This window comes from Paenibacillus sp. FSL R7-0204 (assembly GCF_038002225.1).
In the GTDB taxonomy this organism is placed as follows: Bacteria; Bacillota; Bacilli; order Paenibacillales; family Paenibacillaceae; genus Paenibacillus_AQ.
In genome coordinates this window covers 3,584,432-3,598,814 of sequence record NZ_JBBOCA010000001.1, presented here as the reverse complement: position 1 = coordinate 3,598,814, position 14,383 = coordinate 3,584,432, and the positions used below count along the sequence as shown (strand labels likewise).

The 14,383-nt window shown below is 55.1% G+C and carries 12 protein-coding genes; all 12 read right to left on the bottom strand.

Annotated features, from left to right (window positions below):
* Positions 1–24 precede the first annotated feature (24 nt).
* Positions 25–330 (bottom strand): Dabb family protein, encoded by a 306-nt coding sequence (locus MKX42_RS15990; protein WP_340753344.1) that lies wholly within the window; start codon positions 328–330, stop codon positions 25–27.
* 14 nt (positions 331–344) lie between these two features.
* The gene (locus MKX42_RS15985; protein WP_340753343.1) at positions 345–1,412 is read right to left on the bottom strand and encodes a ThiF family adenylyltransferase; all 1,068 of its coding nucleotides are present in this window, start codon (positions 1,410–1,412) and stop codon (positions 345–347) included.
* Positions 1,413–1,494: 82 nt separating this feature from the next.
* Positions 1,495–3,051 (bottom strand): ABC-F family ATP-binding cassette domain-containing protein, encoded by a 1,557-nt coding sequence (locus MKX42_RS15980; protein WP_340753342.1) that lies wholly within the window; start codon positions 3,049–3,051, stop codon positions 1,495–1,497.
* 144 nt (positions 3,052–3,195) lie between these two features.
* Positions 3,196–4,719, bottom strand: coding sequence for a serine/threonine protein kinase (locus tag MKX42_RS15975; RefSeq protein ID WP_340753341.1), 1,524 nt, complete (start codon positions 4,717–4,719; stop codon positions 3,196–3,198).
* A 126-nt stretch (positions 4,720–4,845) separates the two neighbouring features.
* Entirely contained in the window at positions 4,846–5,883 is a 1,038-nt protein-coding gene (locus MKX42_RS15970; RefSeq protein ID WP_340753340.1) for an SAM-dependent methyltransferase, read from the bottom strand.
* Entirely contained in the window at positions 5,880–6,662 is a 783-nt protein-coding gene (locus MKX42_RS15965; protein ID WP_340753339.1) for an ABC transporter ATP-binding protein, read from the bottom strand. The genes MKX42_RS15970 and MKX42_RS15965 overlap by 4 nt, the downstream gene beginning before the upstream one ends.
* The gene (locus MKX42_RS15960; protein ID WP_340753338.1) at positions 6,662–6,985 is read right to left on the bottom strand and encodes a thioredoxin family protein; all 324 of its coding nucleotides are present in this window, start codon (positions 6,983–6,985) and stop codon (positions 6,662–6,664) included. Before MKX42_RS15960 ends, MKX42_RS15965 begins: the two co-directional genes overlap by 1 nt.
* Positions 6,982–7,839: a deoxyribonuclease IV gene (locus MKX42_RS15955; protein ID WP_340753337.1), complete on the bottom strand. Its 858-nt coding sequence runs from the start codon at positions 7,837–7,839 to the stop codon at positions 6,982–6,984. Before MKX42_RS15955 ends, MKX42_RS15960 begins: the two co-directional genes overlap by 4 nt.
* Positions 7,829–8,644 carry an Fpg/Nei family DNA glycosylase gene (locus MKX42_RS15950; RefSeq protein ID WP_340753336.1) on the bottom strand — a complete coding sequence of 272 codons (816 nt, stop codon included), beginning with the start codon at positions 8,642–8,644 and terminating at the stop codon, positions 7,829–7,831. Before MKX42_RS15950 ends, MKX42_RS15955 begins: the two co-directional genes overlap by 11 nt.
* Before the next feature lie 45 nt (positions 8,645–8,689).
* Entirely contained in the window at positions 8,690–9,478 is a 789-nt protein-coding gene (locus MKX42_RS15945) for a TIGR01457 family HAD-type hydrolase (protein ID WP_340753335.1), read from the bottom strand.
* Positions 9,479–9,771: 293 nt separating this feature from the next.
* Positions 9,772–10,722 carry a ribonuclease Z gene (rnz, locus tag MKX42_RS15940; RefSeq protein ID WP_340753334.1) on the bottom strand — a complete coding sequence of 317 codons (951 nt, stop codon included), beginning with the start codon at positions 10,720–10,722 and terminating at the stop codon, positions 9,772–9,774.
* Positions 10,723–11,003: 281 nt separating this feature from the next.
* Positions 11,004–14,381: a methionine synthase gene (gene metH / locus MKX42_RS15935; protein WP_445669378.1), complete on the bottom strand. Its 3,378-nt coding sequence runs from the start codon at positions 14,379–14,381 to the stop codon at positions 11,004–11,006.
* Positions 14,382–14,383: the final 2 nt, after the last annotated feature.

Sequence of the window (14,383 nt, the reverse complement as noted above, 5' to 3'; positions counted from 1 at the left end):
TAATCGTGTGAAACCTATAATTTCTTATATTTGTACGAAATCGATCTCCTGGAACGCAGCCACCTGGGTGTCCCAGCGCTCTGCTACAAAGGCCTGATGCGCCGGATGATTATTGTAGGCATCATAAGCCGCCTGATCGGCGAACTCCATCGAGAAGCCGTACTGGTGCTCACATTTGACGCTGACCTGACGCAGGACCTCGAAATTCCCGACCATAGGAATAGCGCTAAGAATCTCAGCTCCATCCCGCAGAAAAGCTCTGGTCTCCTCTGAATCCGGGGCAGATTTCAGTGTAAATACCGCCATATGACGGATGGTTCCCTTGTTCATTGTGATCTCCTCCATTATCCGAAATACCGGTGATAATAGCTGCGGGCGGCAGCGATATCACTGGTTCCATGTATTAAGGCTCTCCCGTCTGCGAACACAACCATCCGGTACGGCTCCTCTGTGAAAGAAACCAGATACGGGTTGCTCTCCACCTTGCCGCTATTCAGCCTGGACAAGCGGGCAGCCGTCTCCTCCAGATCAAGACTTCTGCGGTGTGCCGGACGGATCTGCACCGTATCCCTGCCGCACAGCACATCGCTGCGCTCTGTGTTAGAAGCTGACAGATACGGATAGCTCCGTGATTCACCACATGAGGGACAATCGTTCTTCTTCGCCGTCTGAACCCCAATCTCCTGCTGCTCATTACACCAGATATCGAAGGTCAGCAGCTTGCCGCGCAGCTTGTCCTTGAATCCCCCGAGCAGCTTCAGCGCCTCGGCCGTTCCGTTCGTGGTAACCATCTGCACCGCTTGCGGAAGAATGCCCGCCGTGTCACAGGTATCCCCGCCCAGCGGGATCGTGCCCAGCAGACAATTCAGACAGGGGGTTTCACCCGGCAGAATCGTATATGTAATGCCGTAACTTCCGACACAGGCTCCGTAGATCCAGGGGATGCCGTGCTTTTGCGCCAGGTCATTAATGATCAGCCGGGTATCGAAGTTATCCGTCCCGTCCATAATCAAATCCACGCCGGGAAGCAGGCTCTCCAGCTCCTCTGCACGCACATCAAGCACATGGGCCTCGATCACAATCTCCGAATTGACCGCCATCAGCCGGGTACAGGCTGCAGCCGCCTTGGGCGTCCGCACACGTGCATCTTCTTCCGTATACAACTGCTGGCGTTGCAGATTGCTCCATTCCACATAGTCACGGTCAACAAGGATAAGCCGCCCTACCCCGCAGCGGGCCAATGTCTCGGCGATCCCTGTCCCCAGCGCCCCCATGCCAACGACCAGCACACAGGAACGTGCCAGTCCCTGTTGTCCTGCTGCGCCGAACGGCGCGAAGCGGACCTGTCTTGAATATCTGCCATCCCTGCCGGCTGCTGAAGCCGGGAGCGGCGTTTTTTGGTCAGGACCCATTTCTGAACAGCCCCCTAAGTACGTAGGTTTTTGGTAAAAAACCGGGAAAAGCGCAGACCTCCACTTTTCCCGGACTCCATTGTTATACGGTCTGTGCCGACCACTGCTCCACATTCCAGACCTTCGTCACCCAATCCTCGTAAAATTCCGGTTCATGGGATACCAGCAGAATTGTACCCTTGTATTCCATAAGCGCCCGCTTAAGCTCAGCTTTGGCTACAATATCAAGGTGATTCGTAGGCTCATCGAACAGAATCCAGTTGCTCTCACGCATCATCAGCTTGCACAGGCGTACCTTCGCCTGCTCACCGCCGCTCAGCATGTTCATCGGACGGGTGATATGCTCGTTTTTGAGACCGCAGCGGGCCAGATGGCCACGAACTTCATTCTGGGTCAGACCAGAGAATTCATTCCATACGTCTTCAATCGGCGTGATGTTCTCCGCTTTCAGCTCCTGCTGGAAATAGGCTGAACTCAGGTAATCTCCCAGATAGGTTTTTCCGCTGTACGTAGGAATCACGCCTAAAATCGTTTTGAGCAGCGTCGATTTCCCGACCCCGTTGTAGCCGACAATCGCAATCTTTTCACCGCGTTCAATCATCATATTCAGCTTGCTTGGCAGCAGCGGACGGTCATACCCGATCTCGAAATCAATGCCCTCAAACACCGTCTTCCCGCTGGCCCGGCTCTCCTTGAACTGGAACACAGGTTTCATCGCCTCTTCCGGCTTGTCAATCCGCTCCATCCGTCCAAGCTGCTTCTCGCGGCTCTTGGCCCGGCCTGAGGTAGAGGCACGCGCTTTATTGCGCTGGATGAAATCCTCCTGCTTTTTGATGAAATCCTGCTGCTTCTCGTATGCATCAATATGCTGGGCCTTGTTCATCCCCGCCATCTCCAGGAACTTCTCGTAATTGGCCGTATAGCGGGTCAGCTTCGAGAACTCCAGATGATAGATCACATCGACCACCTTATTCATGAATTCCGTATCATGAGAGATCAGCATGAACGCATACGGATATTGCTTCAGATAATTTGTCAGCCAGTCAATATGCTCCACATCGAGATAGTTGGTAGGCTCATCGAGCAGCAGTACATTCGGTTTCTCCAGCAGCAGCTTCGCCAGCAGAACCTTGGTCCGCTGTCCCCCGCTCAGGGAAGTGACATCCCGGTCCAGACCGATTGCAGTCAGGCCCAGTCCATTCGCCATCTCTTCAACCTTCACATCGATGAGGTAAAAGTCGCCGATATCGAGCTGCTCCTGAATGTCGCCCATCTGCTCAAGCAGCAGGTCCAGCTCCTCGGGAGTCGCCTCCCCCATTTTATCGGTAATCGCCATCATCTCATGCTCCAGCTCCAGCAGCGGCAAGAAGGCATCCTTAAGCACATCACGCACGGTTTTACCGGCGGTAAGCAGGGTATGCTGATCCAGATATCCGTAACGGACCCGTGGCGTCCACTCCACCTTGCCGTTGTCCTTCAATAATTTGCCGGTCAAAATATTCATCAGCGTCGATTTGCCCACGCCGTTCGCACCCACGATTCCCACATGCTCTCCATCCAGCAGACGGAAAGACACATCCTTGAACAATACCCGGTCCCCGAAATTATGGGAAACGTCTTCTACACTAAGTAAACTCATAAATTCTCTGCAAGCTCCATTCTATATTGTAAATACCAAGAGGTTCAATAATTATAGATATCGCTCCATTTTAGCACATTTGCACCCTCCACTGAAATAGAAATAAAGCCCGATTTCTGAAAACTGTCAAAAATCCATGAGCGGTTAGCTCTTTTTCTGAAACAATCTACTGTTCTTTGCAGGAAAGCGGGCACCTTTAAGCGGTCCAAGCAGCCCCCTAATGGCCTGAACCAGCTTCCCTTTACTCTGAAAAGGGTCCTGCTGAAGCGGCAGGCTGCATACACAGGCAGGTTCAAGCAAGGAAGCCAGCAGCTCCACAGTATGCTCCCCGGCCAGCGGCAGACCAATCCGCCATTCCGGACGGGGAGTCAGACCTCTGCGGCGCAGCCAGTGCAAGGTATCCTTCAGCCGCCAATCTGCACCGGAGGCAATCAATAACGGGAAGCTGCTGCCGGTGAACGCTTCCAGCGCCTCCTCACTGCCGCCGGTTCCAAGATCCATGACGATGTAAACATAGGCTTGATCCGGCACCTGCGGGAGTCCCTCCGAAGGTGGAAGCTTCCAGTAGTCTACCCCCATCCAGGTGAACGGCTGCTCCTGTGTCCCCTGAACACCGCTTATTTCAGGGCTCCCCGCCATTTCCTTCATGCGGTTAAATACCTGCGAACCGGGATTACAATCTACCCATGCCGTCCGTCCTGCGGGCGACAGGCAACGGCTGACCGCAAGCGAGGTATGAGTGGTCCCTATCCCGGGGGACACCCCTAATACTGCCACCACCACAGCAGACGGCTGCGACGACTGCTTGTCATCCGCAGCCTTGCGCTTGTTCGTCCGCTCATGTCGATCTTCCCCCGCACCGCCAATCTCCAGTTGCTGGAGGGCTGCCCTTACCTCCTCAGCACTGCCATACCGTTCCTCCGGGTGATGCCGCAGCAGCCGTCTGATGACCGGAATCATCCGGCCCGGGAGACGCCCCTGCAGCTTCCGCTCCATCCCGGGCTGCCAGGCGCTGAACTCCCCGCCGGAGGCCATATACAGCAGCAGTGCGCCAAGCCCGTACAGGTCTGACACCGGGCTGCTTTGCCCGCCGCCATATTGCTCCGGCGCTGCGAATCCGGCTGTCCCTAACTTCTCGGTGTCCTCACCGGAGCCGCCCCTCAGCCTGCGCGCAATCCCAAAGTCAATGACCTTCAGCTCATGCTCTCCAGTCAGCATGATATTCGAAGGCTTGAGATCCCGGTAGATGATTGCCGGCTCATGGCTGTGCAAATAATGCAGCACCTCCAGCAGCTGCCGCGCATAACTTAGGATTCGCTTCCCCGTCATTGCAGCAGGCTGCTCTGCCATATACTGATGCAGGGTGATGCCCTCAATATAATCCATCACCAGATAGGTGTAGCCGTCAGCGTCCGGCGGGAAGAAATCCGCAATCTGCGGCAGCAGAGGATGACGGAGCGAGACTAACAGCTCCGCTTCCGCCTGAATGGCGCCCGCACCATAACTCCCCTCCCGGATTACGCTCTCTTTAATGGCCCGCAGCATACCCGGCAGCCGTACATCCTCCGCCAGATATACCCGGCTCATTCCGCCTGTCCCTATCAGCGCGGTTACATAATAACGCCCTCCCAGAATCTGTCCGGGTCTTAGCTTTCCTGTGAATTCCATCTCTTCCCCGCCTGTTCATATAGAGTGATGTATAACGCAAAAAAAGCCCCCACTGCCCGCACCGTAACCGGCACGAGGCCAGAGGTGCAGACTGCGGGATGCTTTCCCTTAATCCTGCAATATGAATTAATACTTAATCATATAAAGTGTAATCTCATCCCGGTTGTGGAACAGTTGCTTCGCACGCTGAACCTGCATCCGCTGGCCTTCAAACATGGTGATGATCTCCTTGATCACCGCCATTGGCTTCTTGTGCATCAGCTTCACCGTAACAATTGCGCTGCCGCCCGGTGTCAGGCTATGCAGCAGCTCTGTGACCAGCTTAGCCATCAGCTTTGGGCTCCAGCTCATATCGCAGACCAGCAGATCGAATTCGTTCTCACGGAATTTGACCTCTCCGGCATTTTTGCGCAGAATCTTGAGTGCCGGATTCTTACGTAAGGATTCGTGCATCAGCGCTGGATCAACAGCGGTAACCTTGAGGCCGCGCTCCAGCAGGAACGAGGTCCAGCCGCCCGGAGAAGCGCCGATATCAACCGCATTCTTGAAGCTGTAGAACGGAATCGCGAATTCCTTCTCCGCCTCCATCAGCTTGAATTTGGCCCGCGAGATCTGTCCGTCCTCCTTGCGGAAGCGGATCATGCCGCCATTCCAGCTGGACAGGTTCGCCTCCGGCCGGGATACCCCGGCATATAGTGCATCACCGTCCGCATAGACGGAGATCACCCAAGCGGGCTCCTGCACCGTGAACTCGGCACCAAGGGTGTCCAGCCGCTCTTGCAGCCACTCACGCAGCTCCCCCGGACTCTGATCCCAGAAGGAGGACGAGCCTTTACGGACATGCAGCGACACCTTCTCGCTTTGCAGCTCCGTACGACGGCTTAAGTATACCGCCAGCCGTTCCAGAGCCGGCAGATCGCCGGTGTCCTGGAAATCAACAGGCTGGATGTGGCGCAGGAAGATCGGCAGATTCTGTGCCAGCCGCTGCTCTACCTCCTCCGGCTCCGCCTCAAGTGTGGCCAGGAAGATTTCTCCCGGCAGCAGCAAGGTGCTTTTCACCGCTCCGAACAGACGTCTAAGCTCCTCCTGCGCATAGGGGGCAAAGCCATGGTTCGCCGTGCAGATATATCTTGAAATGATCTTGTCTTCCGTAACATCGTTCAAATCGTTGTGCCTCCAGAACTTATTTTAATCCAGGGACGTCCATTATCCCAGTCAACCGTCACCGGAAGATCGTAGGCAGCCATCAGCATCTCCTGCGTCAGTACCTCTTCCTTGGGACCGGCACCTGCCAGCTTCCCGTCACGTATCAGGGCCACGTGAGTGAAGAGCGGAACAATCTCCTCCACATGATGGGTGACATACACCACTCCAACATTATGCTGCCGCAGCTTGTCGATCTCGGCGAGCATTTTCTCCCGCTCATATAAATCAAGACCGGCGCAAGGCTCGTCCATAATCAGCAGCTTAGGCTCTCCGATCAGGCAGCGGGCCAGCATAGCCTTCTTGCGCTCCCCCTGGGATAACAAGCCGAACGGATGAAAGGCAAGTTCGCCAAGGTTCATCTCCTCCAGCAGCTTAAGCGACCGGTCCTTCACACTTTGCGGAATCTCCTGGTAGAAGCGTAAATACGCATAAGCTCCAGTAGCGACAACCTCCCAGACAGGGTCGGTAAGCGAGAGCTTTTCCATCAGGGACGGGCCGATATAACCAATTCTCTTGCGTACCTCGCGCAGATCACATTGACCATACTTGTACCCCAGGACTTCAACAGAACCCTTGCTGGGGAACAGATAGCCGGTCATCATTTCCAGCAGGGTGGTTTTGCCGGAGCCGTTACGTCCGAGAATGACCCAGTTCTCCCCCTGCTTCATGGTAAGCGATACATCGTCAAGAATCAGGCTTTCCTCCCTGCGCAGGGACAGATGTTGTAATGATATCATTATAATGTCACTCTCCTTATGTATGCCAGCACCCGTTCAACAGAGTGAATGGAATAGATGATGTCCGGTTCAGCGCTGCGGTCAGCAGATACGGCCAGCAGTGCGGGCACACTTGAGATTTGATAGGTGTTCACCAGCTCAGGGAGCCTATTGACATTCCCCTCCGTAATTAAAAGGCCAGGCGGAAGCAGATGCTCCGCCACCTCAATCATCCGCCGGGCTGCCTTGCAGGTTCCGCATAGCGGGGTATGCAGAAACAGGACAAGCGGCTCGCCCTTCGTGGCCAGCAGCTCCAGCAGCTCCGGCTGATTCATTTCCTTCATTCTCCATCATCCCCCGCCTCTAACCAGGTCCTCACAGCAGCAATTTCCGCTCTGTGCGTGCCATCCGGTCCCTTTTCTGTTTCCATAACGATCACTTTACCAGCCAGGGCCTCCATCTTCAAAAGTCGACTTAGCGCCGCTTCCCCGATATAACCGCTGCCGATTCCGGCATGTCTGTCCCGCCTGGAGCCGTAGGAGAACCGGGAGTCATTCAAATGCACAGCCGCCAGATTCGCCCAGTACCCCAGCCGCTCACCGCGTACGATAAGCTCGTCCGTCTGCTCCGGATTCCAGATGCCTGCAGCGAAAGCATGGCAGGTATCGAAGCAAAAGCCGATCTTCTCCGGGTAGCGGCACAGCTCACGGACCTTGACCAGCTCTTCGGGAGTCATGCCCTCGTGCCCATGATTCCCTGCCATATTCTCAAGCAGCAGCTTGGTATGTCCCGTCCAGTCTGCCAGTACCTCGTTCATACATTGTATTATATTTTGATAACCCTGCAATGGCTCCCTCCCGGCAAAATGCCCGAAATGCACCACAATGCCCACCGATCCGCACGCCTCGGCAATCTCCAGATCGTTGTGCAGGGAGGCAATCATCACCTCTCTGTCGCCCGGGCCAGCAGCCAGATTCGTCGGATACGGGGTATGGGCAATGGAAGCCATTCCCTGCTCACGGCAGTATTCCGCGCAGCCACTTGCATCGCGGTAGTCTACCGGCTTCAGCTTCAGGCTGCGGGGGTTCTTCGGAAAATACTGAAAGCATGTAGCACCGCTCTCCCTGGCGGACCGGGCAGCCTGCCCGTACCCGCCGCGTATGCTGACATGCGCCCCAATGAAGGGGCTATGCGTCATGCTGGCAATCCGGGCAATAGAATACCTTGCGTCCAGACAGCTCTATCTTCACTATGGTTCCCCCGTCGCGCAGGCAAGGCTCGCCTTCACGGTCATACACTTTACAGGCATTATTATAAGAACCGGTCACAGTGTCGCCGGTCATGAACGGCATTTCCATGTACCCGCCGATTTCAGTGGCTTCGGTTAATACCTTACGCACGCTGTCGTACAGCCGGGTCACCGCTTCCGGTGACAGATTCTGAACAAGCGTAGACGGAAGCAGACGGGCTTCAAAAGCAATCTCGTCGGCGTAGCAGTTGCCGATACCAGCCATTACATGCTGGTTAACCAGCAGACTCTTCAGTGCGCCGCGCCGTCCCTTGAGCAGTCCGGCGAAGCGTTCGGCCGTCATCCGGCGGTCCAGCAGTTCGGGTCCAAGCTTCCCCATTGCCGCTTCGCCTTCCTTGACAGACAGCAGATGGAGATACCCCAGCCGCAGTCCCATGAAGTAGAGGATATGCTCACCGAACGCAAGCTCAACCTGTGTAGTACGGTCAGGACGTTCTTCCTCTGTACCATAGAACAGTAGTCCGCCCAGCATCAGGTGCAGCAGCAGTCTGCGGCCATCATGCAGATGGAAAAGAATATGCTTGGCACGGCGTTCCACGAATACAATTCGGGCACCGACCAGCCCATTCACAAATTCTTCAGTCTCCATATTGATGGTTTTTTCTCTATTTACGGTTACCCCTGTGATGGGCACGTTTATTAGATGTTGGCTAAGCAGCTTTCTGTAATTCTCCATTTCCGGCAATTCCGGCATATTGTCATCTTCCCTTCTTGGATGGTCAAAAGGTCACCTTTGTCATTATACACCGAGCAGTACCATAAGTTCAGCTAAATCAGCACAAATTTCATCAGGCTTGACTCCGGTCAGCTGCTGGTAATGCTCCAGATTATCCCGGGTCGTAAGTCCCGTAAGCACCAGCACAGTCCGGCAGCCCGCATTAGCACCCGCCAAGATATCCGTTCTCATATTGTCGCCCACCATCACCGCATCCTCCGGCTTGATACCGAGCAGTGACGTCGCATACGTAACCAGGTGCGTCTCGGGCTTGCCGATGACCACGGGCGCCACACCGCTGGCTGCTTCAATAGCTGCACCTATCGTACCGGCACCAGGCATCACTCCATCATCAGACGGAAGCATCAGATCGGGGTTGGTCAGGACGAATCTCGCCCCTTCCCGAATCCAGCGTGAAGCACGGGCCAGTGCTTCATATGTAAAAGAACGGTCGATCCCCTGCACGACATACTGCGGATGATCGGTGACCAGGGTTAACCCTGCCGCTGTGCAGGCTTCCACCAGCCCCTCTTCTCCAAGTATCGCCACGGATGCTCCAGGAGATTCTCCGGCAATATAACGGGCCGCAGCCAGCGATGATGTGCAGACCTCTTCGGGTCTAGCTTCAATGCCCATTCCGCGCAAATGCGCAGCTACACTGGCTGGTGTTCTTGAAGAGTTGTTCGTCACATACAGGAACGGAATCTCCGCCGCACGAAGCGCCGCGATCAGCCGCTGGGCCCCGGGGATCATTCTGCCGCCATGATACAAGGTGCCGTCCAGATCAATTAACAAGCCTCCGATATTGTTCATAATTCCTCCTGTCGACTCGAACTGAGTGATTCATCCTATTAATTATTAATCCTATGAACTATATTTCGGAGCAGCGGCAGCTTCTCCGGGAAGCGCGCTGCGAATGGAATTATTACCCGCCTGCCTGCGATTTTTAGCCGCTTTGTTTCGGCATTTTCTCTACTGCTTCGTACGCTTAATCCTTAGGGTTTACTTTAAATTTAACGTTCTTCGTCGAACGCTAGCGAACTCCTGCGGCCCCCGGCTATTTTTGGCACAGGCCTGTCACTTCCTGCGCTTTCCCGGAAAATAATTCAGTCCGCAGCGTCATTTCCCGGGGTTCTCCGGTAGACGGGGAAGGTGCAGAATTCTTCTGCCAGCAGTGTATTCGGGAAGATCCCCTGCGCTTCCTTCAGCAGCGGAGCGAGCTCCTCCTGTGAAGTGTAACGCGAGCTGAAGTGGGTCAGCAGCAGCTCAGCCCCGCCTGCATCCCTTGCCAGTTCCGCAGCCTGCTGTGCTGTGCTGTGATGATATTGATGAGCCATTTCCGCCAGCTCATGGGCAAATGTCGCTTCATGAATAATCAGATCGGCATCCTGCGCCAGCGGCAGTGAGCCCGCACAAGGCCGGGTATCTCCCAGAATAACTACGATACGTCCGCGCTTGGGCGCATGAATCACCTCGGCCGCCCGGATCAGCACGCCTTCATCAGTAGTGATATCCTCGCCTTTTTTTAACCGGCCATACAGCGGTCCCGGCTTCAGTCCATAGCTCTTCAGCAGCTCCGTATTCAGATTACCCGGACTGTCCTTCTCCGTGACCCGGTAGCCATAGCTGTCAATCCGGTGCTCCAGCAGTCCCGCTTCCACCTTGAAGGTCTCGTCCTCAAAAATCAGCCCGCCGCTGTGCTCCACAATCTCCAGCTTATAAGGAATGCGGGACTGGCTGACGGACAGCGATATGTCCAGATATGCTTTGAGCCCGGGAGGTCCGTACACCGTAAGCGGTGAAGTCCCGCCCTGGTAGCCCCTGCTGGAGATGAGTCCGGGCAGTCCAAACAGATGATCACCGTGCAGATGGGTGATAAACAGCTTCTCCAGCTTGCCCAGCCGCAGCGGCGAGCGCAGAACCTGATGCTGTGTCCCTTCCCCGCAGTCGAACATCCAGAAGGTACGCCGTTCTTCAAGCAGCCGGAGTGCAACCGACGTCACATTGCGCTGCAGCGTCGGCACCCCGGCATTCGTGCCGAGAAAATAGATTTCCATTATGCCCCTCCTCTCTCTCGCCCTGATGTCTTTATTATTTTTTGTGATCTTGACCGTTCTTATGACAAGAATTCTACTCTGTTTTGGCTGCAAAAGCATCTTTTCAAGTGGAAACGGCTTTGCCGTCCTTTTAAAGGACGGTACCGTTCCGGCGAGAAATAGAAGGATAATTATAGCGTGAACATATAAATTCTTATATTTGCAGCAAAAAACCTCCCGGTAACGGGAGGTTCCGAAAAGTCGGGGCAACGCCCCTTCTGGCCGGTTAATCTGTGGAAGGCTTAGAGCTTCTCCACATTGAAATACTGCGCTTCCGGGTGGGCAAAGACCATTGCCGAGACCGAGGCCTCCGGCTCCATCATGAAGCCCTCGGTAAGCTGCACGCCGATATCTTCAGGCTTCAGGAGCTTGAACAACGGCCCCTGATCCTCCAGATCCGGGCAGGCAGGGTAGCCGAAGGATACCCGGATCCCCTGGTAACGTGCGCCGTGTCTTTGCTTCATAGTCATATCTGCCGGGTCCGGGAACCCCCAGGTATCGCGCATCATATGATGGACACGTTCAGCCAGACCTTCCGCGACCTCAAGAGCGACTGCCTGCAACGCATGGGAACGGAGATAATCTCCCTTATCCTTAAGTACAGTCGATAATTCACGGACGCCATGGCCCGCAGTAACCACCAGGAAGCCCACATAGTCCATGACTCCGCTCTCCACTGGTTTCAGGAAGTCTGCAAGGCAGAGATACGGCTCTACATTCTGGCGCGGGAAGGTGAAAGTATGCAGCACCTTAGCCTGATCCTGCGGATCATAGATCAGAATGTCATTCCCGCGTGACTGGGCCGGGAAGAACTGATACATCGCATGCGGCACAATCGTGCCTTCCAGCATCGCCTGATGCAGAATATCGTCCACGGTCTCTTTCAATTCTACCGTACGCGGGTCCCGCGCTGCCAATTGCGCCTCTACAGAGCCGCGCAGACCGAGATGATGGCCGAGCAGCATCTGCATATTCACATAAGGAATCACATGTCCCAGCGGATAATTCCGCAGGACATGACGCTCCAGATCAGGCGGGATGAACACCGGGGCATCAGCCGAGATTTTGGAGCGGACTGCACGCGTAAGCTCGGGAAGCGGCGCTTGCGGAGCGACAGCTACGGCAGCCTCAGCCTCCTGGCGGACCTCCTCCTCAATCTTCACCCGCTCCAGCGGATTCATCAGCCGGTTGGCAATATCCAGACCATCCATGGCATCCTTCGCGTATAGGACGAGTCCGTCATATTCCGGACGGATTCGGGTCTTGGTGAATTTGCGGGTCAGAGCTGCGCCGCCCACCATAATCGGCACATCAATACCGGCGGACCGCAGATCCTGCGCAGTCAGCACCATCTGCTGCGCCGACTTCACTAACAGTCCCGACAAGCCGATGGCGTCAGCCTTTTCCTTGCGGAAGGCTTCAATAATATTCTCTGGCGGAACCTTGATCCCCAGATTCACGATCTCATAACCGTTGTTGGAGAGAATAATCTCGACCAGATTTTTACCGATATCATGCACATCACCCTTGACGGTAGCTAGCATGATTCTCCCCTTAACCGAGGTCTCATCCTTCTGCATGAACTGCTCCAGATGGCTTACAGAGGCCTTCATGACCTCCGCACTCTGGAGCACCTCTGCCACGATTAATTCATTGTTATTGAACAGCCGTCCGACTTCAGACATCCCTGCCATCAGCGGTCCGTTAATGATCTCCAGCGGAGCCGAGGTCTTGAGCGCTTCATCCAGATCCGGGATCAGCCCCTCCTTAGTGCCTTCTACCACGTAAGAAGCTAAGCGCTCCTCCAAGGAGAGATTGGAGATCTTCTCCTTCTTCTCCACCTTTTTGCCTCGAAAAGCCGCCACGAACGCTGACAAGGTATCGTCATTCGTATTATAGATCAGCTCTTCAGCGAGCTTGCGCTCCTCTTCAGGGATCGATGCATACCGCTCCACCTTCTCAGTGTTTACAATAGCATAATCCAGACCGGCCTTGGTGCACTCGTACAGGAACACCGAGTTCAGCACCTCGCGGCCGGCTTCCGGCAGACCGAAGGAGACATTGCTGATGCCGAGAATCGTATGAACAGCAGGCATGGCCTCCTTGATCAGACGGATACCGTCAATCGTCTCCTTCGCGGAGCCGATATACTGCTCATCCCCGGTTCCTACAGGGAACACCAGAGTATCGAAGATCAGATCCTCGGGAGCCAGACCGTATTTGTTGACCAGCAGATCATAGGAACGTCTGGCAACCTCCAGCTTGTCCTTAGCCAGGATGGCCTGGCCGGTCTCGTCGATGGTGCCTACAACAATCGCTGCTCCGTATTTATGAATCAGAGGTGTGACATGCTCGAACTTTTCTTCACCATCTTCAAGGTTAATGGAGTTAATGATAGCTTTACCCTGACAATACTGCAAGGCCAGATCAATGACCTTCGGGTCCGTCGTATCGATCATTAACGGCACCTTGACCTTCTTCACGACCAGCTCCAGGAACCGCATGATGTCTTCCGTCTCATCCCGGTCCGGGTCCTGCACGCAGACATCGATAACCTGTGCGCCGCTCTTCACCTGGGCACGGGCAATCTCCGAAGCTTCCTCATATTTCCCCTCGGCGATTAGACGCTTGAACTTCCGGGAACCGAGGACATTGGTCCGTTCACCGACCATATACGGGCGGTTCTCACTCTCCACATACACCGGCTCAATCCCCGACAAGGCCGGAGGATGCTGGCCGTCAAGCTTACGCGGCGGGTAAGCCGCCATCACTTCAGCCATCGCCCGGATATGATCAGGAGTCGTTCCGCAGCAGCCGCCGGCAATGTTCAGCCAGCCCTTCTCAGCGAAGCCGCCCAGCTTACGGGCCAGGGAATCCGGGGATTCATGATAATTCCCGTTCTCATCCGGCAGACCTGCGTTCGGGTAGCAGCTGACCGCAGCTGAAGAGATCGCGGACAGCGAACGGATATGGTCACGCATGAACTCCGGTCCGGTAGCACAGTTCAATCCGATGGACACCGGCTTCAGATGCTCCAGCGAAATATAGAAGGCTTCTATATTCTGTCCGGCCAGTGTGGTTCCCATAGGCTCAATGGTCCCCGAGATCATCACCGGCAGCGTAATTCCGCTCTTCTCGAAGGCATTACGGATGCCAATGCTTCCGGCCTTTACATTCAGGGTATCCTGGGATGTCTCCAGCAGAAGGGCGTCCACCTTGCCGTCGATCAAGGCAACCGCCTGTTCTTCATAGCTGTCTATAAGCTCCTTGAACGTGACTCCCCCGGTGACAGATAGCGTTTTCGTGGTTGGTCCCATAGCCCCTACCACATAACGCGGGCGCTGCGGTGTATCATATTTATCAGCGGCATTACGTGCAAGTCTGGCTGCCGCAAGATTAATCTCCCGGGCACGGTCCTGAATATCATATTCGGCAAGCACCACTGAGGTGGCACCGAAGGTATTTGTCTCAATCAGATCCGCACCGGCCTCCAGGTATTTCTCATGAATGTCCTGAATAACCTCCGGCCGGGTCAGGACCAGCATTTCATTACAGCCATCCAGGTCATCCCCGCCGAAATCCTCGCCGGTGAGCGGCACCTGTTGAATCATGGTACCCATTG

Coding starts and splice junctions, on each gene's coding strand:
- MKX42_RS15965 (WP_340753339.1), bottom strand. CDS start 6,662: ATGATATCATTACAACATCTGTCCCTGCGCAGGGAGGAAAGCCTGATT.
- MKX42_RS15990 (WP_340753344.1), bottom strand. CDS start 330: ATGAACAAGGGAACCATCCGTCATATGGCGGTATTTACACTGAAATCT.
- MKX42_RS15955 (WP_340753337.1), bottom strand. CDS start 7,839: ATGACGCATAGCCCCTTCATTGGGGCGCATGTCAGCATACGCGGCGGG.
- MKX42_RS15975 (WP_340753341.1), bottom strand. CDS start 4,719: ATGGAATTCACAGGAAAGCTAAGACCCGGACAGATTCTGGGAGGGCGT.
- metH (WP_445669378.1), bottom strand. CDS start 14,381: ATGGGTACCATGATTCAACAGGTGCCGCTCACCGGCGAGGATTTCGGC.
- MKX42_RS15980 (WP_340753342.1), bottom strand. CDS start 3,051: ATGAGTTTACTTAGTGTAGAAGACGTTTCCCATAATTTCGGGGACCGG.
- MKX42_RS15960 (WP_340753338.1), bottom strand. CDS start 6,985: ATGAAGGAAATGAATCAGCCGGAGCTGCTGGAGCTGCTGGCCACGAAG.
- rnz (WP_340753334.1), bottom strand. CDS start 10,722: ATGGAAATCTATTTTCTCGGCACGAATGCCGGGGTGCCGACGCTGCAG.
- MKX42_RS15985 (WP_340753343.1), bottom strand. CDS start 1,412: ATGGGTCCTGACCAAAAAACGCCGCTCCCGGCTTCAGCAGCCGGCAGG.
- MKX42_RS15950 (WP_340753336.1), bottom strand. CDS start 8,644: ATGCCGGAATTGCCGGAAATGGAGAATTACAGAAAGCTGCTTAGCCAA.
- MKX42_RS15945 (WP_340753335.1), bottom strand. CDS start 9,478: ATGAACAATATCGGAGGCTTGTTAATTGATCTGGACGGCACCTTGTAT.